Below are 24320 nucleotides of genomic sequence, written 5' to 3' on the forward strand. Positions count from 1 at the left end.
GTCGCCGATGACGCGCTCAGCCGTCGCGCCGATGAAGGGCTCAGCCGTTCCCGCCGTCGTCGTACGGATCGCGCGGGGCCTGGACCGGTTTGGCCTCGGTGACGTTGATGAACGGGATGATGCCGTCGTTGACGGGGTCCTTGGTCCGCTTGCCGGTGTAGGTGCCGGTGACTTCGAGCCAGGTGTCGGGTTGCAGGACGGGGGGAGTCCGGCCGGACAGGCCGATCTTGACGGGCTGGCCGTCGGCGGCGCAGCAGTTGAGCGCGATGCGGACGAGGTACGGCGTGCCGCCGCGGTCGAGGGCGACGAAGCCGGTGACCTTGACCTGCCGGTCGCGGAGGGAGCGTCCCTGGTCGTAGGCCGCGCGGCCGGCGTAGTCGACGAGGCTCAGCCGCACGGGATCACCCGCGGGGAGATCGGGGAAGCCCCAGGGCTTTTGCAGGGCCGTGCCGGTGCGCATGGCGCTGTAGGAGCCCAGTGCGGGCGGGGCGACCAGGATGAGAGCGAGCAGGGGCAGGACGAGAAGCCAGGCGACGCGGGGTTCGCGGTGGGCATGACCGTGTCCCTCGTGGTGCTCGGACTCGGGCCGGTCCTCCTCGGCCTTCTCCTGAGCCGCGGCCTTCTCCTTGGCCGCGGGCTGCTCCTGAGCCGCGCGCGGCCGTCGCATTTCGTACCAGACGGTGGCGACGGCGGCGACGATCAGGACGATGCCGGCCGCGAGCAGCAACGGGCGCAGCCCGGCCTTGACGTACCGCAGGTAGAGGTCGGTGAAGCCGGCGTGCAGCAGTGACCCGCCGATGAGGAACAACACGGCCGCCTGTGCCTGCCGGCTCACAGCAGCACCGCCCCGACCAGGACCGACATCAGGATGCCCAGGGCGAAGGTGGCGGGGGCGAACCGCAGCGCGAACCCGCGGCCGAACGTGCCGGCCTGCATGGCGAACAGCTTCAGGTCGATCATCGGCCCGACCACGAGAAACGCGAGCCGGGAGGTGAGTGAGAACTGCGACAGGGACGCGGCCACGAACGCGTCGGCCTCGGAGCAGATCGACAACAGCACCGCGAGGACCGCCAGGGCGAGGACCGACAGCACAGGGTTGTCGGCCGCGGCCTGCAGCCAGCTTGCCGGTACCACGGCTTTCAGGGTGGCCGCGGCCATCGCGCCGACGACGAGGAAGCCGCCCGCGTGCATCACGTCGTGCCGTACGGATCCCCAGAACGCCGCGCCCTTGCTGAGCCCGTCGGACGTCGGGCGGGCCGGCGGGCGCAGCCAGTCGGTACGGCCGAGGCGTTGCCACAACCAGCCCATCGCGCACGCCACCAGCAGACTCGCCACGAACCGGGCGAGGACCATCTCCGGCTTGCCGGGAAACGCGACGGCGGTGGCGGTCAGCACGATCGGGTTGATCGCCGGCGCGGACAGCAGGAACGCGAACGCCGCCGCGGGGGCGACGCCCCGGCGCACCAGCGCCCCGGCCACCGGCACGGAGGCGCACTCGCAGCCCGGCAGGACCGCCCCGCCCATCCCGGCGACCGGCACGGCCAGGGCGGGCCGTTTCGGCAGCGCACGGGCGAAGAAGGAGGGCGGAACGAACACGGCGATGACCGCCGACAGCAGCACGCCGAGGACGAGGAAGGGCAGGGCCTGGACCATCACCGCGACGAACACCGTCATCCAGCTCTGCATCACCGGCGGCGACACGGCCTCGCGGATCGGCCCCTGCAGGGCCACCACCACAAGCAGCAGCATGATCAGGACGAGGGACGAGTCGACCTGCCGCCATCCCTGCGGTTCGTCCGCGTCGCGCTGATCGCCCCGGGGCGGGGCTGCCTTGGTGATGGTCACGGGTGGGATACCTCCAGCGGGGAGGGGGTTCGCGGGCGGATTCCCCTCACCTCCAGTACGCCGATTCAGGCACGGTTGCTCATCTTGTTCCTCAACCTACGTGTGCGGTGCGTCTCCCCATGCGGCGGCCTGCTCGTCATGAGGCGGCCTACTCGTCGGCCCCGGTGAGCGGTTCATCGGAGGGAGGGATGATCCTCGCTTCGAGGTTCGGTTCGGGCATATCCGGATCGAACGGGAACATGGGGCGGCGGATGCGGTGGTGGCCGAGCCGCGGAAGGTCCTGGTCGACACCGCCGGGCGTGAGCGCGAGCTGCCAGCCGACGGACATGTCGAACAATTCCGGCTCGAGGTAACCGATCTTGACGATGACGATGTCGGCGCCGCGCGGGTCGAGCGCGAGGCCCGTGAAGTCGTGCTCGTGGTGGTAGGGCTTGCGGAGTTTGGTGAGGATCGCGTACACGCTGCCGACCCGCAGGACGGCCTCGGTCCCGGCGTCGCGGTCGCCGTGCCGGACGGCATGGACGACACCCGTCATCGTCAGCGGCCTGGCGTGCCGGTCGTCGACCTCCGCACCGGCCGTGACCGTGACGGTCGCGCCGATGCCCGCCTTCTCCGCGGCCTCGACGGCGGCCGGACCGGGCACGGACGCGTAGATGACGACCGGTCCGTCCGGCCGCTGGAACTCCGGTCTGCCGAGGACCCGCCCGAGTCCCCACGTGACGTCGCCGGCACCGCCCGCGGTCGGGTTGTCGCCGGTGTCGCTGATGAAGTACGGCCGGGCGTCGGAGGCCAGGGCGTCGTCGAGGCATTCGTCCAGCGAGCCGGTCGGCGCGACGAACGCGAACTCGCGCCGCGCGTCCCAGAATCCGCGGGCCAGGCGTTCTGCGCCCGCGGCCACGGCGGGCTCCGACGGTCCGGTGACGACGACCGCGGCCCGGTTGCGCGGCTCGTCCGCCCAGGCGTACCCGACCCAGATCGCGGCGTCGATGACGCCGTCCATGGTCTCCACCTCGTCGACCGCCGCGTAGACGCTCTTCGCGGGCTCGATGCGCGTCGAGGTCTGCTCGCCGGCCAGGAGCACGGGCACCGGGACCCAGGCCTTCACCGGCCGGGGCGCACCGGTCGCGAGCAGGTCCACGAGGTTGCGCGCGGCCCGCTCTTTCGTCTCCATGTGGTCCTCGTGCGGAGCCATGCGGTAACAGGTGATCAGATCGCTCCGGTGGGCGAGTTCACGCGAGACGTTGCCGTGCAGGTCCATGGAGGTCGACACGATCACGTCCGGGCCGATCGTCGCGCGTATGCGGTCCAGCAGGACCGCTTCGGCGTCGTCGATGCCCTCCACCGTCATGGCGCCGTGGATGTCGTACCAGAGGCCGTCGAGGTGGCCCATCGCCGCCAGCCGCTCGACGAGTTCGTCGGAGAGTTCGGCGTACGCGGCGGCCGTCACCGTGCCGCCCGGCAGCGCCTTGCCGACCAGTGCGCCACGCCATTCGGCGGCGGCCAGGAGCGGCGTTCCCGGCGCGAGGAACGGATAACGCGTCAACACGCTCTCGCCGCGCAGCGGATGGAAGGCGGGGGCCTCCGTCCGCGCGGGCGAGAACGTCGACGACTCGATGCCGAGCCCGGCGACGGCGATGACGGGACGGGCGACGGGGGTACGACCTTGTGGCACGGGTTCTCCTCCGGTTGCCGGTGACTGCGAAGTCCTACGGGTTGCCGGTGGCCGCCTGCAGGGCGTGCGACAGAGCCCGTTGCAGCGCGAACTGCCCCGCTCCGGCCAGCCCGGCGTCGGCACCGAGGCTCGTCCGCTCGATGGCCAGATGCTCGGTCACCAGCGGATGGCACCCTTCGTACAACTGACTTCGTACGGCGGCCACGAACGGTTCCAGCGTCGACAGCAGGCCCCCGAGGTACACGGCGTCGGGGTTGAAGAAGTTGACGTTCGCGGACAGCACCATGCCGAGATACCGGCCGGCCTGGCGTACGGCGCGCGTCGCCTCCGGGTCGGCGTCGGACGCCAGGCCCACGACGTCCTCGACCGACGCGACGTCGAGACCGCGCTCGCGCAGGATCCGCACCAGCGCCGCGCCCGAGGCGACCGTCTCCAGACAGCCGGTGTTGCCGCAGGAGCAGGGGATGTCGTGGCCCGCTTCGACCCGGGTGTGGGTGATCTCACCGGCGGCGCCGGTCCCACCGCGGTACAGCCGCCCGTCGGCGATGACGCCGGCACCGATCCCGGAACCCATCTTCACGGTGATCGACTGGCGGCGCTCGGCCGGCTGGACGCTGTGCTCGCCGACGGCCATGCAGTTGGCGTCGTTCTCGATCGCCGCCGGGACGCCGAACCGGTCCTCCAGCCAGGCCAGGACGGCGAACCTGTTCCAGCCGGGCATGCGCGCGGGCAGCGTCACCGTGCCCGACTCGACGTCGACCGGTCCGGGCAGGCAGAGGCCGACACCCCGCAGCAGATCCCGGCCGTGCCGCTCGGCAAGGCCTTCCAGCGTCTCGGCGAGTCCGGGGAGCGCCGCCTCCGGTCCCTGCGCCGTCGCGAACGGCACGGTCGAGACATCGGTGAGGCCGCCACCGGGCAGTACGACGCCGACGCGGGCGTGTCTGCCGCCCAGGTCGGCCGCGACCGCGAACCCCTCGGTCCCGCCCAGACGCAGGATCTTGCGCGGACGCCCTCCGGTGGACGAGCGCGTGCCCTGCTCCGCCACCAGCCCATGGGCCACGAGCTGACTCACCGTCAGCGAGATCGTGGACGGCGCGGCGCCGAGGAGGTCGGCCAGTTCGGTACGGGTGGCCGCCTGCCCCGAGGCGAGGAGTTCGAGGACACGCTCGGCCAGCGAGGAGACACCCGTGGCGCCCCTGCGGTGCGACGCGCTTTTTTCAGGCATGGATGAAGTAACTTCCGACGCGGGTCCGGGGCGACGAGCGTACGACCCCGAAGCAGCCTCCCGACTTTTTCCAGAACAGCAGAAACAGACTTTTTACAGCAACCATCCTGTTTCTTCGGACAGTTGGGTCGTTGACTGGCCTCGCCCCACCACCTGAAGCCCCTTCGAGGAGAGCCATGTCCCCTGCTCGCCCGAGACTCGTCGCCGGTGTTGCCGTCTCAGCGAGCGCGCTGCTGCTCGCGGGCTGCTCCGGGACGAGCGACACGCCGTCCGCGTCACGCGACTCCATCAACTACGCGCTGCCCGCGAACTTCACCCCGAACTGGATCCTGCCGATCGGCACCGCGGCCCACCTCAACACCAACAACAGCTCCATCTCGGACAGCCTGTGGGAGCGGCTCGTCGCCTACGACGGCTCCACCGGAAAGATCGCCTGGAACAAGCAGGCCTCCATCGCCACCGACGCCGACTTCGCGTCCGACGGAAAGAGCGTCGACATCACGCTCGGCGACCGCAGTTGGAGCGACGGCAAGCCGGTCACCTCGCGCGACGTCGAGTTCTGGTTCAACCTCATCAAGGCGAACAAGGCGGAGTGGGCGCACTACAACCCCGGCAAGGCGCCGGACAACTGGAAGTCGTTCAAGGCCGTCGACGACCGCCACTTCACCATCACCTTCGACCAGACCTACAACTCCCAGTGGATGCTCGCCAATCAGCTGAGCTTGATCACCCCGCTGCCCCAGCACGCGTGGGACAAGACCGGCGCGTCCGCGAAGGTGTCCGACGCCGACCGTACGGCCGCGGGCGCCAAGCAGGTATGGACGTACCTCAACACGGCCGCGAAGAACATCTCCGGGTACGAGAAGAACACACTGTGGAAGACCATCAGCGGCCCCTACTCGGTCAAGTCCTTCTCGACGTCCGGCAAGGTCGCGCTCGCCGCCAACAAGAAGTACGACGGCGGTGAGAAGGCCAACATCGCGACCGTGAACCTCCTGCCGTTCACGACCGCGGACGCGGAGAAGAACGCGCTGCGCTCCGGCAGCGTCGACTACGGCTACATCGAGGCGACCGACCTCGACCAGAAGGAGCAGTTCACCGCGCGGGGCTACTCGGTGAAACCGTGGTCCGGCTGGGCGATCACGTACATGCCGTACAACTTCAACAACCCGGCCATGGGCGCCGTGTTCAAGCAGCTGTACGCCCGCCAGGCCATCCAGCGGTCGATCGACCAGACGAGCCTGGCGAAGGTCATCTTCAACGGCACCGCCATCGCCGGCTACGGCCCGATCCCGCAGGGGCAGGCGTCAGACTTCGTGTCGCGGGAGCAGAAGGACAACCCGTATCCCTTCTCGACCTCGGCCGCCAAGTCGCTGCTGACGAGCCACGGTTGGACCGAGCAGGGCGGTGTCATGGTCTGTACGGAACCGGGAGGCGGCGACGGGCAGTGCGGTGAAGGCGTCGCCGAGGGAACGAAGTTCGAGATGGGGGTGCTGTCGCAGTCCGGCTCGACCGTCACCGACAACATGATGAGCGCGATCCAGTCCTCCCTCGCGAAGACCGGGATCAAGTTCTCGATCAAGACCGCGCCCGTCAACTCGGTCCTGTCCCAGACCCCGCAGTGCACGTCAGGCCAGTCGATCTGCAAGTGGCAGCTCTCCTTCTTCGGCACGGCCGGCAGCTGGTACTTCTCCGCCTTCCCGACCGGCGACTCGCTGTTCCAGACCAAGGGCGGCTCGAACTTCGGCAACTACTCGAACCCGGAGACCGACAAGCTCATCACCGCCTCCACGACGTCGACCTCGTCACAGGCCGTACAGGACTACAGCGCGGCTCTCGCCAAGGACCTGCCGGTCATCTGGCTCCCGGAGCCCGTCTACCAGATCTCGGTCATCAAGGAAGGCCTCGGCGGCTTCTCCCAGGACTCGCTCGCCAACTTCCACCCGGCGCAGTGGAAGTGGACCAGCTGACGGCGTATGGACACCTTCCTCTACCTGACCAGGAGGATCCTCCAGGCCCTCGCGGTGATCCTCATCGTGACGGTGGTGGTCTTCTGCCTCCTGCACGCTCTGCCCGGGGGTCCCGCACGCGGGATCCTCGGCCCGCAGGCGACGGCCCAGCAGATCGCCGCGTTCAACCACGAGCAGGGCCTCGACCGACCGCTCCCCGTCCAGTACGTCTACTACCTCAACACCCTTCTCCACGGCGACCTCGGCACCTCGTACACGCTCAACGAGGCCGTCTCCCGCCTCATCGAGCAGCGGCTGCCCAAGACACTCGTCCTGACCGTCCTGTCCGCGATCGCCGGGCTCGCGCTCGCGATCCCCCTCGGCATGTGGCAGGCCGTGCGACGCAACAGGCCGGTGGACTACGTCATCACGACGCTGAGCTTCGTCGCGTACTCGACACCGGTGTACTTCCTCGGGCTCGTCCTCGTGCTCGTGTTCACACAGGTCCTGAACTGGTTCCCCTCGCAGGCGCCCCAGGGCGACACGCTGGGGCAGGTGTTCGCGCAGCCCAACGCGCTTGTCCTGCCCGTCGTCGCGGGAGCCGCCTCCATGGTCGCCGTGTTCAGCCGGTACATGCGCGCCGCGACGCTCGAGAACCTTTCCGAGGACTACGTACGGACCGCGCGGGCCGGCGGCTCACGGCCGCGCGCGATCCTGTGGCGGCATGTGCTGCGCAACTCGCTGACGCCCGTCGTCGCGATGCTCGGCTACTACGTGCCCGTGCTCTTCGGCGGCGCGCTCGTGGTCGAGCAGCTCTTCAACTACCCGGGCATGGGGCTGCTGTTCTGGAGCGCCGCGCAGTCCTCCGACTATCCCGTCCTGCTGGGCTGCGTCCTCGTCATCTCCGTCGCGACCGTCATCGGCACACTCCTCGCCGACGTCGTCCAGCGGATCATCGACCCCCGAGTGAAGGCGGACCGGACATGAGCGCCGTACTGCACACGACACCGCCGGTGGAGGCGGTCGCGGGCCACCGCCTGTCCCTGCGGCGGTTCGCGCGGAACAGGCTCGCCGTCGCCGGGCTCGTGGTGGTCGTACTGTTCCTGCTCTTCTGCTTTGTCGGTCCCTTCCTCCACTCGACCGACCAGACCCACACGAACCTCACGCAGGTGAACCTCGCCCCGAGCGGCGCACACCTGCTCGGCACCGACGCGGTCGGGCACGACGAGCTCGGGCGGCTGATGTTCGGCGGGAAGGTCTCACTCCTCGTCGGCCTCGCGGCCGGCATCCTCGCGACTGTCATCGGGACGCTCTGGGGCGCGGTCGCCGGCTATGCGGGCGGCTGGATCGACGCGGTCATGATGCGCGTCGTCGACGCGGGCATCGCCATCCCGGCGCTGTTCATCCTCCTCGTCGTCTCGGCCATCACGACCCCGGACACGCTCGGGCTGATCGTCATCCTGGGGTTGGTGTCGTGGCTGGTGCCCTCCCGTCTCGTCCGGGCCGAAACGCTCACGCTCAAGAGCCGCGACTACGTGCTGACCCTCCGCGCGATCGGCGGCACGCACGGACGGGCGATCACCCGGCACATCCTGCCGAACTCGGTCTCGACCATCGTGGTCGCCGCGACGTTCCAGGTCGCCGACGCGATCCTGCTCGTCGCGTACGTGTCCTATCTCGGCCTGGGCGTCCAGCCGCCGTCGACGGACTGGGGCGGGATGCTGTCGGCCGGTCTCACCGCCGCGTACTCCGGGCGCTGGTGGCTGATCGTGCCGCCCGGCCTCGCCATCATCCTCGTCGTGTGCGCGTTCAACGCGATCGGGGACGGGCTGCGGGACGCGTTCGACGTGAGGGGGCGCGGATGACGGCGATCCTGGAGATCGAGAACCTGGGCGTCACGTTCTCGACGGAGACGGGTCACGTACCCGCCGTACGCGGGGTGTCGCTGCACGTCCGGCCCGGCGAAACGCTCGCGCTCGTCGGCGAATCCGGGTCCGGGAAGTCGACGGTCGCGCTCGCCGCGATGGGGCTGCTGCCGGTCAACGCCCGTGCGTCGGGGCGTGCTTCGATCGGCGGAACCGACGTCATCGGCGCCGCCGAGGCCGAACTCGCGGGGCTGCGCGGCCGTGTGGCGTCGATGGTGTTCCAGGAGCCCGCCACAGCGCTCGACCCGCTCACCCGGATCGGGGCGCAGATAGCGGAAGTCGTACGGAACCACCGGGCGATGTCGGCGCGTGACGCCGCGCGCGAGGCGGTCGCACTCCTGCGCCGGGTCGGCATTCCCGAACCCGAGAACCGGGCATCCGCGTACCCCTTCCAGCTGTCCGGCGGCCAGCGGCAGCGCGTGGTCATCGCCATGGCGATCGCCAACGCCCCGAGCCTGCTGATCGCGGACGAGCCGACCACCGCGCTCGATGTCACGGTCCAGGCCGAGATCCTCGACCTGCTGCGCGCCCTCGCCGCCGACTCCGGAACCGGTGTCCTGCTCGTCACGCACAACATGGGCGTCGTAGCCGACTTCGCGGACCGGGTCGCCGTCATGCTGGAGGGGGAGGTCGTCGAGACCGGGCCGGTGGAGGAGGTCCTGCTCCGGCCCACGCACGCCTACACGAAACGGCTCCTCGGGGCGGTACCGCGGCTGGCTGTGGCCGAGGCGGGGCAGCCGGACCCCGGATCGGAAGGCGCCGCCCGAACGCGGCCCTCCGGGGAACCGGTGGTCGACCTGCGGGACGTATCGGTGCACTTCGGCCGCGGACGCCGTACGGTACGGGCCCTCAGCGATGTCTCGCTCACCGTCCGCCCCGGCGAAACCGTGGGCCTCGTCGGTGAGTCGGGCTCCGGCAAGTCCACGGCGGCCCGTGTCGCGCTCGGTCTCCTGCCCCCGGCTTCCGGCTCCGTCTCGCTCTTCGGCGCCGATCTCGGCCGGGCCCGGGGGCGTGCGCGGCGTGCCCTGCTGGCCGGCGTCGGTGTGGTTCTCCAGGACCCGGTGGCCTCGCTCGATGCCCGTATGAGCGTCGCGGAGTGCGTCGCCGAACCGCTGCGCGTGCATCGCAGGGGAATGTCGTCGGCCGAGCGCCGGGCCCGCGTCATGGAGGTCCTCGAACTCGTCCGACTGCCAAGGGACTTGGCGCACCGTGGGCCGCGCGAGTTGTCCGGCGGCCAGCGTCAGCGGGTGAGCCTCGCGCGGGCCCTGGTCCTGGAACCCCGGCTGCTGGTCGCCGACGAGCCGACGAGCGCGCTCGACGTCAGCGTCCAGCAGACGGTGCTGGACGTGATCGGCGAACTCCAGGACGAACTCGGCTTCGCCTGCCTGTTCGTCTCCCACGACCTCGCGGTCGTGCAGCGGTTCGCGGAACGCGTCGTCGTCATGCGGGCCGGGCGCATCGAGGAGCAGGGCACCACCGCGACCACGCTCCTGCATCCCGAGACGGACTACACGCGGCGGCTCATCGCCGCCGTGCCCGTACCGGACCCCGTCCTGCAGCGCCGAAGGCGCGCGGCACGTCAGGCCGCGCTCACCGCCGACGCGACGGGAGCCAAGGCGTGACAGCATCCCGGGCGCGTCCTCCCGTCCCGGAAGTGTTCGCCGGGGTCGACATCGGTGGCACGACCACCCAGGTCGTGCTCTGCACGGCCGACCTCACCGTCGTCGACAGCACGGAGGTGCCCACGCCGGCGTCGCAGGGCGGGCGGGCCATGGTCCGCGCCGCACTCGACGCAGTCGGTCTCCTCCGGGAGCGCGTGCCCGCGCGGCTGCTCGGGGTCGGGGTCGGCGCGGCGGGCGTCGTCGACGCGCGGGCCGGGCGCGTTCTCGTGGCGAGCGACTCGTTCCACTCCTGGGCCGGATTCGCGGTGACGTCGGCGGTCGAGAACGCGCTCGGCGTTCCCGCCTTCCTCGACAACGACGTCAACGCGTTCCTGCGCGGTGAGGTGGCGCAGGGCGCCGTCGCGGGCGAACCGCACGTGCTCGGCATGACGCTCGGCACCGGCGTCGGCGGTGCGCTGTGGATGAACGGCACCCTGCTCGACGGCCCGCACGGGGCCGCGGGCGAGATAGGTCACATCCCCGGCTTCGGTGACCTGCCCTGCTCCTGCGGCGGCCGCGGCCATCTGGAAACGCTCGCCTCCGGCCGCTCCATCGCGACCCGGTACGGCGAGCGGACCGGCCGGAGTCTCACCGCCCGCGCCGTCGCCGAGGCGGCGACCCAGGACGACCCGGACGCGATCGCCGTGTACGAGGCGGCGGGGACGGCGGTCGCCCGCGCGATCCTGATCACCGCCGGCATGGTCGACATCACCACCGCTGTGATCGGCGGCGGTGTCAGCGGGTCGTGGCAGCTCCTCGAACCCCCGCTCCTGGCCGCACTCGCCGCCGAGCCACCCGTCAGCGGTCACCCGCTCCACGTCGTACGGGCCAGCCTCGGAAGCGGCGCGGTCGCGATCGGCGCCGCATCCCGTGCGCGCACGGAACTCGGCGTGGTCACACGAGTGTAGGCACCGTATCCGTGCCCCGAACGCGGGGCCCGTCGGACCCGGGTGAAGTGTCCCTGTGAGACTCGGTGTTGTTGGCATGCAACTGAATTGCTGTGGCTACACTCGCCCACCATGTGTAAGGCCACCCCTACCCGTCAGCGCAAGAAGCCGTCCGACCGCCCACCACGCGCCGAGAGAGGAAGAGGGGTCCGGGACGTCGCGAAGGGAGCTGATGTTTCTTGAAGGCCCGGCTGAAGGCCCGGCACAAGCAGTCCCGCGACCCACGGGGCCACTGGCTGTTACTCCTTCTCGTCCTCCCCGCGATGGCCGCGGTCCTGTTCTTCGAGGGCTGGACCAGCCACGAGATCGACGCCGCGAAGACCCGCACCCCCTGCACCTCGCCCGCACCGGATGCCGTCGCGCGGGGCGGACCCGTGGTGGGCATCAACAGCAACGGCGTCCAGACCGCCTCGATGCCCGCCCGCACCGTCGCCCTCACCTTCGACGGCGGCCCCGACCCCGTCTGGACTCCGCGCTTTCTCGACCTGCTGCGGCAGCACCGGGCACGCGCCACCTTCTTCCTCTTCGGCTCCGAGGCCGCCCGATATCCCGAACTGGTGCGTCGGATCCGCGCCGAGGGCCATGAGATCGGCTCGAACACGTACACCGGCGCTGTCCTGGGCGAGTCGTCGCCCACCCGCTTCTCGGCGGAACTCGACCTGACCGAGAGCGCGTTGGCGAGCACTGCGGACCGGCACCCCAAACTGCTGCGGATGCCGCGGACCACCACGCCGGACACGCTGTGCGGCCGCGAGTGGCGGGCGGCACAGCAGGCCACCACGCGGGGCTACGTACTGGTCGCCGCCGACGCGGAGTCCCGGAAGCCGTCGCAGGGCCTGGTCCGGCAGTTCAGCCAGACGTCGCTCGCCTACGGGGAGACGAAGAAGCTCCTGAAGAGCCGGAACGTGGACCGCTTCACCACCGTGTCGGACGGGGCGAGGCTGGAACCGTACGAGCCCGTGTCCACCGCCGAGCGCTGGCAGGGCACCGCCCTGGTCTGGGTGACCAAGCTCGGGGACGCCTTCTCGAACGCCATGACCTGGGTACTCGGGATCGCGGGCACCCTCGGACTGCTGCGTCTGGCACTGCTCGCCTACTTCGCCCGGAGCCATGTCCGCCGGCTCGAGAGCTCCCGCCCCGGCGCACCCTGGCTGGGGGAGGTGACCGAACCGGTGACGGTGCTCGTGCCCGCGTACAACGAAGAGGCCGGCATCGAGTCCACCCTCCTCTCCCTGCTGGCCTCCACCCACCGGCAGCTGCAGATCATCGTGATCGACGACGGCTCGACGGACCGCACGGCGGACATCGCCGAGGGGATCGGGGACCCGCGCGTCCAGGTGATCCGCAAGGTGAACGAGGGCAAGGCGGTCGCCCTCAACACCGGGCTCGCGCAGGCACGGCACGACATCGTGGTCATGGTCGACGCCGACACCGTCTTCGAACAGGACGCCATCCGCCGGCTCGTCCAGCCGCTGGCGCACCCGGCCGTCGGCGCCGTCAGCGGCAACGCCAAGGTCGGCAACCGGCGCCGCCTGCTCGCCAAGTGGCAGCACCTGGAGTACTGCTTCGGCTTCAACCTCGACCGCCGGATGTTCGAGGTCCTGGAGTGCATGACCACGGTCCCCGGTGCCATCGGCGCCTTCCGCAGGGACGCACTGGTGAGCGTCGGCGGGGTCAGCGAGGACACCCTCGCCGAGGACACCGACCTCACGATGGCGCTGTGGCGGGCGGGCTGGCGGGTGCTCTACGAGGAGTCCGCCGTCGCCTGGACCGAAGTGCCCACCTCGCTCGGCCAGTTGTGGCGGCAGCGCTACCGCTGGTGCTACGGCACGATCCAGGCCATGTGGAAGCACCGCGGTGCCGTCCTGGACAGGGGAGTGTCCGGGCGCTTCGGCCGGCGCGGACTCACCTACATCGCGCTGTTCCAGGTCGTTCTTCCGCTGCTCGCCCCGGTCATCGACGTGTTCGCCCTGTACGCGGTGCTGTTCCTCGACTCCTGGATGGCGGCCGGCGTGTGGTTCAGCTTCGTGGGCGCCCAACTGGTCTGCGCCCGTTACGCGTTGAAGCTCGACGGCGAGAAGGTGGGGGCCCTGTGGTCGATGCCGTTCCAGCTCTTCGTGTACCGGCAGCTGACGTACCTGGTCGTCATCCAGTCCATGGTCGCCCTGCTGTTCGGCAGCCGGCTCAAGTGGCATCGCATGCGGCGTTCCGGTTCGGCCGGTGAACAGATCGGCAGCGCGGACTCGTATAAGAGCCTGACTACCAGGTGATCGAGATGGCGTGAGGACTGCACAGGCCGATGAGCGAGTGGACTGACCGGCTGCCGGGCAACGACGGGGGTGGCTGGAGCGAGGATGGCCGGTACGAGGGCGGCCGGCCGGATCCGGTCCGGGGCGGTACGGGACCGGTGGCGGACGCGAACCCGTCCCCGCCCCCGTGGCGCACCGCGCCCCTGCCCGGTATGCCGTCGTCCAACGCCGCGGGCCGCACGGACGCCGAGCATCAACCACACCCCCACCGCGCCAGATCCCGGAAGGGCAGGGTTCCCGACAGCGGCGGCAGATCCCCCAGGCGCCGCCCCACCCGGCGCAAGCGGACCGTGCGGCTGGCGATCCTCGGGCTCGCCGTAGTGCTTGTCTCTCCCGTAGGCGCGTACGTGTGGGCCGACACCGAGCTCACCAAGGAGGTCGACCTGGGCGCGCTCCCGGACCGCCCCGCGCCGGGCAAGGGAACCAACTATCTGATCGTGGGCTCGGACAGCCGCGAGGGTCTGTCCGAGCAGGCCAGGCAAGATCTGCGCACCGGCTCGACCGAGGGCCGCCGCACCGACTCGATGATCCTGATGCACACCGGCGCGAACGGCACCACCATGATGAGCCTGCCGCGTGACTCGTGGGTGACCCTCCCGTCGTTCGTCCGACCCGAGACCGGCCGGAGTTACCGCGGGCCGAACAAGCTGAACGCGGCGTTCTCGCTGGGCGGACCCGAACTGCTCGTGCAGACCGTCGAGCGCAACACGGGCCTGCACATCGACCACTACGCGGAGATCGGCTTCGCGGGCTTCGTCGGGATCGTGGACGCGGTCGGCGGCGTCGACATGTGCCTGGACCGCGCCATCAAGGACAAGGACTCGGGCGCGAACCTGCAGAAGGGCTGCCAGACCCTGAACGGCGCCGAGGCACTGGCGTTCGTACGGCAGCGCAAGCAGGAGGCCCAGGGCGACCTGGGCCGTACCCAGAACCAGCAGAAGTTCCTGGCCGCGCTCGCCAAGAAGGCGGTCGACCGTCAGACGCTCCTCAACCCGGGCAGGGTCCTGCCGACCGCTGACGCGGGCCTCGACACGCTCATCGTGGACAAGGACACGAACTTGCCGGATCTCGTGAGCCTGTTCCAGTCGATGCGCAAGGTCACGGCAGGCAATGGCCGCCAGATCAACGTCCCCGTCGCCGACCCGGCATTCAGGACGCCCCAGGGCGCCGCCGTGAAGTGGGACATACGCCAGGCACGGCAGCTCTTCGCCCAGCTGAGGGAGGACCGGCCGGTGACCGTCCAGCAGAAGCAGTGAGCCACTCAGCGGCCTCGGGGAGGCCGGCTACCGCTACAGGAATGGCGTACCGGCATCAAGCCCGGACAGCACCCGGCCGTACAACTCCAGGTTGGTGGCCGGGTTCACGAACGAATGGAGGCTCAGTGCGTGCAGGTCGCGGACGGCCCGCTGGATGGGCACGTCCCGGTGCAGGGAGGACGCGCCGGAAGCGGAGCCGAGCAGATCGACGGCCTCCTTGCTCAGCCGCGTCACATAGCCGCTCTGCGCCCTGATCCTGGCCCGCTCCTCCTGCGTGTACGGAGCGCCGTCGGCCGCCCTGGACTCGATCCGCGCGACGATCTCGCCGGTCAGCAGCTCGGCACAGGAGATCTTCATCGCCGCCTCGGCCGCCTGGAGATGCGTGACCGCCGCCTCGTTCTGCCGCTCGTAGAAGGTGTACGTGATGCCCCGCCGGTGGATCCGCTCGGTGAACTCCGCCAGGGCGCCCCGCGCCACACCGAGTGCGTTCGGTGTCGTCCACGCGCAGAACAGGAGCAGGACCGGCATGCGGTAGAAGGGGTCGTCGGCGTTGGTCTTCGACGGGAAGCTCCCGCCCAGTAAGGGCCCGACCGGCAGGACGCGGTGGGCGGGTACGAAGACGTCACGGGCGACCACGCTGTTGCTGCCGCTGCCGGCCAGACCCGAGACGTGCCAGTCGTCGAGGACCTCGAGCTCGGCCATGGGGACGGCCGTCCACAGCACTTCGGGCGGCCCGTCATGTCCCTCGGCGGACTCGACCCGGGCCGTCAGCAGATGCCAGTCGGCGTCCTGGCAGCCCGTGGCGAAGGCGGAGGTGCCGTTGACCACGTAGCCGCCGTCCCGCGCGACCGCCGTCGCGTCCGGAATGAGAGTGCCGCTGACCCGTACGTCGGGGCTGGTGAAGATCTCGTCCTGCGCCTCGTCGGGGAAGAGCGCCGCGATGTAGGAGCAACCGGCCTGGATCAGCGCCATGAAGGCGGCCGAACCGCACGCCGCGGCGACCTCGGCCAGCGCGTCGACCTGGGTGCGCAGCCTGCTCTGGTAACCGCCGTACCGCCTCGGAACGTTCATCCGGTAGATCCCGGCCTCCGTCAGCGCCGCGACGACCTCACTCGTCACCCGCCGCTCCTGCTCGGTACGCAGGGCATGCTCGCGGACGAGTGGCCGCATCGCCCGTACGCGTTCGACGATGCCGGTATCGGTGGGAGGTGCGGTGGGGCGAGGTGCTGAGGACAGAGCCATGGACGACCTCCGGGCACGACGAGTCATCACCGTGACCCGGATCGCCTCGACTGTCAACGCCCCTTCCCGCAGCGGGCGTTGAGGCCATAATCTGCTGAACCCGACGGCGCGCGGGCCTGCCGCGGCACACGCTTCTACTTCTGATCCTGCGCGCGGGCGATGAGCAGGGCCACGTCGTCGTGGTTGTCGGGGTGGTGCATGGCGCGCAGGAGCAGGTCGCAGACCTCTTCCAGGGGGCGGGTGGGGTCGTCGAGGAGGCTGAGGAGCTTGTCGAGGCGTTCGTCGAGGGGATCCCGGCGCGTTTCGACGAGACCGTCGGTGTAGAGGACGAGTTGGTCACCAGGATCGAGGTCGACGGTCGTGGTCGAGAAGGGAACGCCGCCCACGCCCAGCGGTGCCCCGGTGGGCAGTTCGAGCAGCTTCGGACGGTGGCCGACGCGGACGAGAGCGGGCGGCAGGTGTCCGGCGTTGGCGAGCCGGCACTGCCGCCGATGGGGGTCGTGGACGGCGTACAGACACGTGGCGATGTAGTGATCCAGACCTTCGGTGATCTTGTCGAGGTGTTCGAGAAGCCGGGCGGGATCGAGGTCGAGCGAGGCCAGGGTGCTCGTCGCGGTACGCAGACGGCCCATGGTCGCCGCGGCGTTGATGCCGCTGCCCATCACGTCACCCACGACGAGCGCGGTCTTGCCGCCCTCCAGGGGGATGACGTCGAACCAGTCGCCGCCGACCTCACCGACGGCACCCGCGGGCTGGTAGCGGGAGGCGACCTCGAGTCCGGTCGTCATGGGCGGGTGGCTGGGCAGCAGGCTGCGCTGAAGGGTGACGGCGGTGCTGCGGGCCGTCTGGTACCAGCGGGCGTTGTCGATCTGCACGGCGGCCCGGGCAGCCAGCTCCCGGGCAAGCAGCAGGTCGTCGTCGGTGAAGGGCAGCGGGTTGCGGGCGCGTTTGAGGTCCAGGGCGCCGAGTACCTCGCCGCGCGCGATCAACGGCACCGCGAGATAGGAGTGGACGCCTGCCCGGGCAAGGAGCTCCGCCGACTCCGGATCGCGGGCGATGCGGACCAGGTCCCCGTTCTTCACCTGCGGCACCATGACCGGGCGGCCCGTCCGTACGCACTCGGTGACGAGGCGGTCGGGCTCGTATCGGGCGACCTGCCCCGGAGGGTCGGCTGCCCGGAGGGCTTCGCAGCCATCGTCCGCCTGCACGGCCAGGGCGCGGATCATCGCCGGTTCCGCGGGCCCGAGGTCGCTGCGGCGGCCTTCCATCACCGTCTCGAGCAGGTCCACGGCAGCGATGTCGGCGAGTTCCGGCACGGCGACGTCGGCCAGCTCATGGGCGGTCCGGTCCAGTTCCAGCGTGGTGCCGATACGGGTGGTGGCATCGGCGATGACGGCCAGGCGCCGCCGTGCCGCCTCGGCCTCGAGGCTCGCCCGGTACCTCTCGGTGACGTCCACGACCGAGATGCCCACGCCCAGCACGGTGCCGAGGGAGTCCTCCAGCCGGTAGAACGAGAGCGACCAGGCATGATCCTCGTGCGGATCGGCCGGCGTCCGGCCGATGGTGGGCTGCTCGACGAGAGGGACGCCGGTGTCCAGCACCTGATGTACCGCGGACTCGAGGGCGTCGACGTCGACGAACGGCAGGACCTCGCGCACCGTCCGGCCGATGTGCTCGTCCGCGGGGACGCCGTTGATCCGCTCCAGCGCCGGGTTGACCGACACGTACCGCAGATCGGTGTCCAGGACGGCCAGGCCGATCGGCGACTGCGAGACCATCCGCGCGGACAGCGCCACGTCCCGCTCCAGTCGGCGCACGGTCGACTGATCTGCGGCGAGACCGAGGGCGTAGACGGAACCGTGGTCGTCCAGGAGCCGCATGTTGCGGAACTCGACGAGGCGCGTGCTGCCGTCCTTGTGCCGGACAGGGAAGGCTCCGGCCCAGCCCTCACCGGTCTCCATGACGTCGGTGAACAGTTTGACGACCAGATCGGTGTGCTGCTCGTGGACCATGAGCCGGGCCGCGTACTGGCCCAGCGCCTCCTGCGCCGGGTAGCCGAACAGTTCCTCGGCCTGCGGGCTCCACAGCACGATGCGACCCTCGGTGTCCAGCACCACCGAGGCCACGCCCAGCACATCGAGCAGCCCGCTCGGCTGCACCGGCCCGCGCACCGGTTCGTCACCCTCGGTCACGGGAGTTCCGGCTGCGCTCATCCCACGCACCGCCTTCGCCCATCCACGCGGCACACTGTCCCACGCGTCGACTTCCCCTGTCTTATCGCGCTCACCCTGCCTCCGCCGTCACCTTCGTCTTTCTCCACCATCCCCCAACACAGCACCGGCTGTCCGGCGAAGGCGTGGGAGGGCGGCGCGGAGATCGAGTTGTCAGCGGTCGAGCGGGGGAAGGCCGGCCAGGCCCGTGTCGAGCATGAGGTAGTAGCAGTGGGTTCGGCCGCGGTGGTCGCGGCGGAGCCGGCTGAGCATCTCGCCGTAGTGGGTCACATAAAGGATGCCTTCGAGTACGACGTGGTAGCCGGCGTCGAGGGAGTAGCGGACCACGGTGTCGATGAGACCGATGTTCGCGCCGCCCGGGCGTTCGCGTTCGCGCAGGACGACTCGGCGGAGGTTGTCCTGTCCGACCAGGGCGAGGCCGCGGCCGAACTCGTTGCGGATCCCGGCCGCGACCGTCGATTTCCCCGAGGCACTGTTGCCGCGCACAACAACGAGCCTGGTTTCCGCTGTGCCCACCGTCATCCGCGTCACGCTACCGGCGGCGGATCGTGTGTCGCAGCCTCTCAGTTCCGCACGGAGCCGGGGGCACCGCCCAGCAGCAGTGGCCACACGCTGGGCATCTCACCCACCGGGACCTCGATCAGTGACGGCCCTGGTTCGTCGAAGGAGTCCTTCAGGGCTCCGGCGAGCCCGTCGGGAGTCGTGACGCGGACGGCGGGCACCCCGAACGACTCCGCGAGGCGGACGAAGTCGGGGCTGGCCAGGTCGCTGCCGATGAAACGGCCCTCGAACTCGTCCGCCTGGATACGCCGCACGTTCCCGTAGGCGTTGTCGTTGAAGACGACCGCGGTCACGGCGATGCCGTACTTCCGTGCCGTCGCCAGCTCCTGCATGTTCCAGCAGAAGCCGCCGTCGCCGTTGATGGAGACGACGGTCCGGTCCGGACTGCCCACCTTCACACCGAGTGCCGATGGATAGCCGTAGCCGAGAGTGCCCTGGTAGCCGGGAGTGAGGAACGTCCCCGGCTGGTGGACGGGGTAGCCGACGGCGGCCAGATAGCCCACCTGGGTGAGCTCGTTGACCAGGATGCCGTCCTCGGGGATCGCCTCGCGCAGCGCTCGTACGAACGACCACTGGGGCTCGACGCCACGGACCTTTTGTGCGCACCAGGCGCGCACCTCGTCGAGGTCGCCGGACACCCAACCGGCTTCTCCGGAGTCCGGTTCCTCGTTGTCCGGTTCCCCGGTGTCCGGCAGGGCGGCCCGGATCTCCTCCAGCGCCGTCCGGGCGTCCGCGCACAGGGTGAGCTCCGCGCGGCGGGGCGGCCCCAGGTCAGCCGCATCGGCGTTGACCAGGACGACGGTCGCACCGGGAGCCGTGGGCAGTGCGCTGCCGCGTGGGGACACGAAACGGCTGCCCACCACCAGCACCGCGTCCGCCTCCGGCAGCAGCCTGGACGCGGCGAGGCTGGGGAAGGCCAGCTGGTGACGAGCGGGGATCGCCCCGCCCGCGTTGCGGCTCATCACCACGGGTGCGGACAGCGCCTCGGCCAACGCGGTCAGGGCGGTGCTCGCCCGCGCGGCCTGCACACCACCGCCCGCACAGAGAAGGGGCCGCCGTGCCGTACGCAGCACGGCGGCGATGTCCGCGACGGTCGACGCCCGCATTCCCTCCGAGGCGTCCGGTTCCTGACCTGTCCGTGCCGGCTCCATGTCCGCCTTGGCGGCCAGCACGTCCGCCGGAATGGTCAGGGCGACCGGCCTCGGACGGCCGGATCGTGACCGCCGGATCGCCTCGTGTACGAGACCGGGGATCCGCTCGGCGGTCTCGGCCCGGCCCGACCAGGTGGTGACGGAGGCGAGGACACCGTCCTGGTCGGGCAGTTCGTGCAGCATGCCAAGCCCTCGGCCGGCCAGTGTCGAGGGGATGTCGGCCGCCACCACCAGCATCGGGGACGAGCAGGCGTAACCGGTGGCGACGGCGGGCAGGGCGTTGAGGACGCCAGGCCCGGGCACCACCAGACAGACGCCGGGGCGCCCGGCCGTCCGTGCGTACGCCTCCGCCATGTGGGCCGCGCCCTGTTCATGGCGGGCGGCGATGTAACGGATCGACTCCCCGGACTCCCCGGAGCGGGCCAAGGCGTCCAGCACATGGTCGAGTTGCACGCCCGGCACGCCGAAGACATGCCGGACGCCTTCCCGCCGCAGCTGTGCGACGAGGCCCTCGGCGCCGCTCAGCTGCGTCATGTAGGCACCACGTCCTTGGCGTCCTGGGGTTCCCCGGCCGCCGCGGACCGGGCGTCGCGGCGGTCCAGCCAGCTCAGTACCGGAACCGTCATCACCGTGGTCACCAGCGCGACCAGAACGAGCGCGGCGAACAGTTCCTGGCTGACGATGCCGGCGGACAGACCGATGTTGAGCGCGATCAGCTGCATCAGCCCGCGCGCGTTCATCAGGGCGCCGACCCTGACGGCGACCGCGCCGGGCTCGCCGCGCAGCCGGGCGGCGGCCCAGCAGCCGCCGAACTTCCCGACCACCGCCAGCACGACGGCCGCCGCACCGAACGCCATCACGGCCGGGTCGGCGAACACGTCGAACTCCGTGTTCAGGCCGGAGTAGGTGAAGAACATCGGGACGAACACCACCTGCGTCACGGACTGGGTGGTCCGTACGACCCGTTCGGACTCCTCACCGCGGGGCATGGCCATCCCGACGCAGAACGCCCCGAAGACGGCGTACAGCTCGATGATGTCGGTGAACCAGGCGGCGCCGAACAGCACGGCGATCGTGAAGAGCAGCCGGGTCTCGGCGGTGAGGCCCGGCCGGATCATGATCCACTCGAGGATGCGGCGTCCCGCGAGGAACAGCACCGCCACGAACAGCAGCGAACCGCCGACCGCTTTCAGGACGGGCCCCACCTCGCCCGAGGCCACGCTCAGCACCCCGGCGAGCAGGATCCAGGCGACCGCGTCGTCGGTGGCACCGGAGGCAAGGGACAGGGAGCCGTGCCGGGACCCGGAAAGGCCCCGTTCGGTGATGATCCGGGCCAGCATCGGGAAGGCGGTGATCGCCAGGGCGACGCCGACGAAGGCCGCGGTCACCCAGACCGAGACACCGTCGACGAAGATGCCGACGTGGCCGTGGGCCGCCACGGTGAGTCCGACGCCGAGCAGCAGCGGGATCAGTACGCCCGCCGAGGAGACGGCCACCGCGGTGCCGGCCAGCCCTCGACCGGCGTGCGCCCTGAACTCGTATCCGGCGGCGAACATCAGGGCCACCAGACCGATCTGCCCGGCCACGTACAGCACCGGTTTCAGCTCGTCCGGGAAGACGGCATCCGATACCTCCGGCGCGATCAGACCGAGCAGCGAGGGCCCGAGCAGCACCCCGGCGATCATCTCGCCGACCACAGGAGGCTGGCCGAAGCGGCCCACCACCAGGACGACCACACGGCAGGTCAGCAGAATCACCACGGCAGCGGCGAAAAAGGCAGGCGCGAGCTCTGTGGGGGTCATCGTCCCGTCCTCCTCAACGGCTGCCGAGGGCGGACGGCGCGGAGCCGCCGGACGCCGTGGCGAAGTAGTTCCGGCACAGGCCCTGGCGGCGGGCGTCCCACACCATGTAGCTGCCCAGGACGAGTTGGACCAGGCTGCGGGGGATCCCCGCCCAGTGGTCGCCCAGCCGCATAGCGGCGAGCCGGACCCTTCGGCGGGCCGGACTCCAGGCCACCGCGCCGGCGCCGGAGCGGGGGATCAGCAGGCAGGGACCACGGCTGGGCAGCGACCGGGTGTGCTCGGCCGACGACTCGAGCCGGAAGCGGCTCAGTACCTCCTCGGCCGCGACCCGCATGGTGAGGATCGCGAAGCCGCGGGCCGGGCATGGCCGGTTCGCGGTCACCCCGAACGGGATGTACGAGGCGGGCCTGGTTTCCGGCGAGAGCCAGCGGTCCGGGTCGAACCGCTCGCTCGCCGCGCCGGACCGCTGGTACTCGGGGTAGTTGAACAGCAGGACGGAGCCTGCGGGGATGGGGTCGCGCCCGTTCCGCGGTATCTCGTCCGTGGTGATCCGGTGGGCCACGCCGAACAGCGGGAAGTGCTGCAGCGTCTCGTCGATGACCCGGTCCAGGAAGTCCGGGTCATGCTGATGGCCTGTCAACAACCCTTCCTGGACCGGCTGGTGGGTGGCGAGGGCCAGCAGCAGATGCGCCATCGCCTCGGACATCTGCACCACGGCCGTGTTGAAGAACGTGCCCTGAAGGTAGTAGGCCCGTTCCTCCTCGGAGAACAGCGACGGCAGCGGCACGGGCGGCGGATCGGTGGCGAGCCGGTGCCGCAGATGGGCGGTGAGCCGGGCCCGCCGGTCCATGTGCCGCAGGCTGGTGCACTTGAGGGCGGTCACCACGTCGTCCGCGTTGCCGACGATCAGGTCCCGGACGTGGCGTGGGCACGGTTCGCGGAAGACCAGTTCGTAGTAGACCTCGGCCCAGACGGGCATCATCAGGTCCCGCAGCCTGACCTTGTGCACGCGGGGTGCGCTGCCGGCTTCCAGCTCGTCGAGTACGTGCCGGGCGCAGCGGCCGACCAGCTCCGTCCACTGTTCCCGGGAGAGCCCGGCGAGGATCTGCCGGGTCGTCCGGGCCACGTCGTCGTAGCGCGGGCCGGGCTCCAGGTGCTCCTGGTGCACCTCGGGGCCGGGCGAGAGCCAGTACCAGAACAGGTCGGAGAGCGCGGCGCCACGGCTGCGGCCGTTCGCGGCCGGGTGCCCGTACACCTTCTTGAACTCCTCGGCGGGCACCTCACGGCCGGGCGCGGGGATGCCCTCCTCGCCGTTGACCCGGGCGAAGATGCGCACCCGCAGCGCGATCACCACTCGGGGCAGCCAGTACGGCAGACTCGCGGCCATGGCCACGGCGGCGACCGTGACCAGCCATCCCGTGCCGCTCATGACAGCACCCCGCCGTGCGCCGCGCCCCAGCCGGGCCCCCAGGCGGGGAACCGGACCAGGTCCGGTGTGAGGTCGTGCAGCCCGGTCGCGCCGCACAGCGCCAGGGTGTCGTCGAGTTCCTCGCGCAACAGCTCCAGCAGCCGTCGTACGCCCTTCTCGCCGCCCTCCGCCAGGGCCCACATCACCGGGCGGCCGATGCCCACGCCGGACGCGCCGAGCGCCAGCGCCTTGACCACATCGGTGCCGCGCCGCACGCCGCCGTCCAGCACGATCGGGATCCGGCCCGCGACCGCGGCGGCGATCTCGGGCAGCAGCTCCAGCGTCGCCGGTACGGTGTCCAGCTGCCGGCCGCCGTGGTTGGACAGCAGCAGCCCGTCGACACGGTGCCGCAGCGCCAGGCGTACGTCCTCGGGATGCAGGACGCCCTTGAGCAGGATCGGCAGCGAGGTGATCGAGCGGAGCCAGTCGATGTGCTCCCAGTTCAGCTCCGGGGACATGGCGATCTGGCGTACGTGGCCGCTCTCGCCGTCGCGCAGGTCGACCAGGTTCTCGCAGCGCAGGCCCGCGGGCAGGTCGTGGAAGCCGTTGCGCCGGTTGCGCTCGTGGGCGCCGAGGACCGGGGAGTCCACGGTGACCACCAGCGCGGTGCAGCCGGCGTCGGTGGCCCGCCGCACCAGGGCCTCGGTGATGTCCGGGTCGGGCTGGATGTAGAGCTGGAACCACAGGGGCGGCGGATCGCCGTGCTCGGAGGCCGCGCGCGCGGCGTCGGCGATGTCGCCCACCGACACCGTCGACGCCATGCTCACGATCATGATCGCGCCGGCGTCGGCCGCGGCGCGCGCGGTGGCCAACTCGCCCTCAGGGGTGACCAGTTTGTGGAAGGCGGTGGGGGAGAGCAGGATCGGCAGGCGTGCGTGGCCGCCGAGCAGGGTGACGTCCAGGTCCCGCTCGGCGCTGCCGCGCAGCACCCGCGGCAGCAGTTGCAGCCGCCCGAACGCCGCCTCGTTGGCCCGTACGGTGATCTCGTCGCGTGCCCCGCCGGCGATGAAGTCGGCGTGGACGGGGTCGAGTTTGGCGCGGGCGGCGGTCTCGAAGTCATGGACGGAGAGCGTCAT

General features: G+C 70.7%; 17 protein-coding genes and 1 pseudogene. 7 read left to right on the forward strand and 11 right to left on the reverse strand.

Features of this window, described 5'->3' with window-relative positions:
- Positions 1–40 precede the first annotated feature (40 nt).
- From G5C60_RS17020 to G5C60_RS17035, 4 genes are all read right to left on the reverse strand, one after another.
- Positions 41–835 carry a TIGR03943 family putative permease subunit gene (locus tag G5C60_RS17020; RefSeq protein ID WP_165260047.1) on the reverse strand — a complete coding sequence of 265 codons (795 nt, stop codon included), beginning with the start codon at positions 833–835 and terminating at the stop codon, positions 41–43.
- Positions 832–1845 carry a permease gene (locus tag G5C60_RS17025; RefSeq protein ID WP_165260049.1) on the reverse strand — a complete coding sequence of 338 codons (1014 nt, stop codon included), beginning with the start codon at positions 1843–1845 and terminating at the stop codon, positions 832–834. Before G5C60_RS17025 ends, G5C60_RS17020 begins: the two co-directional genes overlap by 4 nt.
- A 148-nt stretch (positions 1846–1993) precedes the next feature.
- Positions 1994–3517: a M81 family metallopeptidase gene (locus G5C60_RS17030; RefSeq protein ID WP_165260050.1), complete on the reverse strand. Its 1524-nt coding sequence runs from the start codon at positions 3515–3517 to the stop codon at positions 1994–1996.
- A 34-nt stretch (positions 3518–3551) separates the two neighbouring features.
- Complete coding sequence (locus tag G5C60_RS17035) at positions 3552–4742, reverse strand: ROK family transcriptional regulator (RefSeq protein WP_165260052.1); 1191 nt, start codon at positions 4740–4742, stop codon at positions 3552–3554.
- 176 nt (positions 4743–4918) lie between these two features.
- Here G5C60_RS17035 and G5C60_RS17040 point away from each other — a divergent pair, with 176 nt between their 5' ends.
- From G5C60_RS17040 to G5C60_RS17070, 7 genes are all read left to right on the forward strand, one after another.
- On the forward strand, positions 4919–6712 hold the full coding sequence (locus G5C60_RS17040) for a peptide ABC transporter substrate-binding protein (protein WP_165260054.1): 1794 nt from the start codon (positions 4919–4921) through the stop codon (positions 6710–6712).
- Between the two features lie 6 nt (positions 6713–6718).
- Positions 6719–7678, forward strand: a complete 960-nt coding sequence (locus G5C60_RS17045; protein ID WP_165260056.1) for an ABC transporter permease — start codon at positions 6719–6721, stop codon at positions 7676–7678.
- The gene (locus G5C60_RS17050; RefSeq protein ID WP_165260058.1) at positions 7675–8556 is read left to right on the forward strand and encodes an ABC transporter permease; all 882 of its coding nucleotides are present in this window, start codon (positions 7675–7677) and stop codon (positions 8554–8556) included. Before G5C60_RS17045 ends, G5C60_RS17050 begins: the two co-directional genes overlap by 4 nt.
- Complete coding sequence (locus G5C60_RS17055) at positions 8553–10238, forward strand: dipeptide ABC transporter ATP-binding protein (protein WP_165260060.1); 1686 nt, start codon at positions 8553–8555, stop codon at positions 10236–10238. The genes G5C60_RS17050 and G5C60_RS17055 overlap by 4 nt, the downstream gene beginning before the upstream one ends.
- Positions 10239–10270: 32 nt before the next feature.
- Positions 10271–11185 carry an ROK family protein gene (locus tag G5C60_RS17060; protein WP_165260102.1) on the forward strand — a complete coding sequence of 305 codons (915 nt, stop codon included), beginning with the start codon at positions 10271–10273 and terminating at the stop codon, positions 11183–11185.
- Between the two features lie 218 nt (positions 11186–11403).
- Positions 11404–13494 carry a bifunctional polysaccharide deacetylase/glycosyltransferase family 2 protein gene (locus G5C60_RS17065; RefSeq protein WP_241266864.1) on the forward strand — a complete coding sequence of 697 codons (2091 nt, stop codon included), beginning with the start codon at positions 11404–11406 and terminating at the stop codon, positions 13492–13494.
- A gap of 29 nt (positions 13495–13523) precedes the next feature.
- Positions 13524–14789, forward strand: coding sequence for an LCP family protein (locus G5C60_RS17070; RefSeq protein ID WP_165260062.1), 1266 nt, complete (start codon positions 13524–13526; stop codon positions 14787–14789).
- A gap of 33 nt (positions 14790–14822) precedes the next feature.
- Here the strand turns inward: G5C60_RS17070 and G5C60_RS17075 are convergent, their stop codons facing one another.
- The 7 genes and pseudogenes from G5C60_RS17075 to G5C60_RS17105 form a co-directional block, all read right to left on the reverse strand.
- The gene (locus G5C60_RS17075; RefSeq protein WP_165260064.1) at positions 14823–16031 is read right to left on the reverse strand and encodes a flavin-dependent monooxygenase; all 1209 of its coding nucleotides are present in this window, start codon (positions 16029–16031) and stop codon (positions 14823–14825) included.
- A gap of 134 nt (positions 16032–16165) precedes the next feature.
- A complete protein-coding gene (locus G5C60_RS17080) occupies positions 16166–18244 on the reverse strand; it encodes a SpoIIE family protein phosphatase (protein ID WP_206439631.1) in 2079 nt (692 codons plus the stop codon).
- 216 nt (positions 18245–18460) lie between these two features.
- Positions 18461–18784 (reverse strand): annotated as a pseudogene (locus tag G5C60_RS17085) (P-loop NTPase family protein); the annotation flags it as partial.
- Positions 18785–18825: 41 nt separating this feature from the next.
- A complete protein-coding gene (locus tag G5C60_RS17090) occupies positions 18826–20508 on the reverse strand; it encodes a thiamine pyrophosphate-dependent enzyme (protein ID WP_165260068.1) in 1683 nt (560 codons plus the stop codon).
- Positions 20505–21776 (reverse strand): cation:proton antiporter, encoded by a 1272-nt coding sequence (locus G5C60_RS17095; protein ID WP_165260070.1) that lies wholly within the window; start codon positions 21774–21776, stop codon positions 20505–20507. The genes G5C60_RS17090 and G5C60_RS17095 overlap by 4 nt, the downstream gene beginning before the upstream one ends.
- A 13-nt stretch (positions 21777–21789) precedes the next feature.
- Positions 21790–23205 carry a cytochrome P450 gene (locus tag G5C60_RS17100; RefSeq protein ID WP_165260072.1) on the reverse strand — a complete coding sequence of 472 codons (1416 nt, stop codon included), beginning with the start codon at positions 23203–23205 and terminating at the stop codon, positions 21790–21792.
- Positions 23202–24320, reverse strand: coding sequence for an alpha-hydroxy acid oxidase (locus G5C60_RS17105; protein ID WP_165260108.1), 1119 nt, complete (start codon positions 24318–24320; stop codon positions 23202–23204). The genes G5C60_RS17100 and G5C60_RS17105 overlap by 4 nt, the downstream gene beginning before the upstream one ends.

This window comes from Streptomyces scabichelini (assembly GCF_011045015.1).
In the GTDB taxonomy this organism is placed as follows: Bacteria; Actinomycetota; Actinomycetes; order Streptomycetales; family Streptomycetaceae; genus Streptomyces; species Streptomyces scabichelini.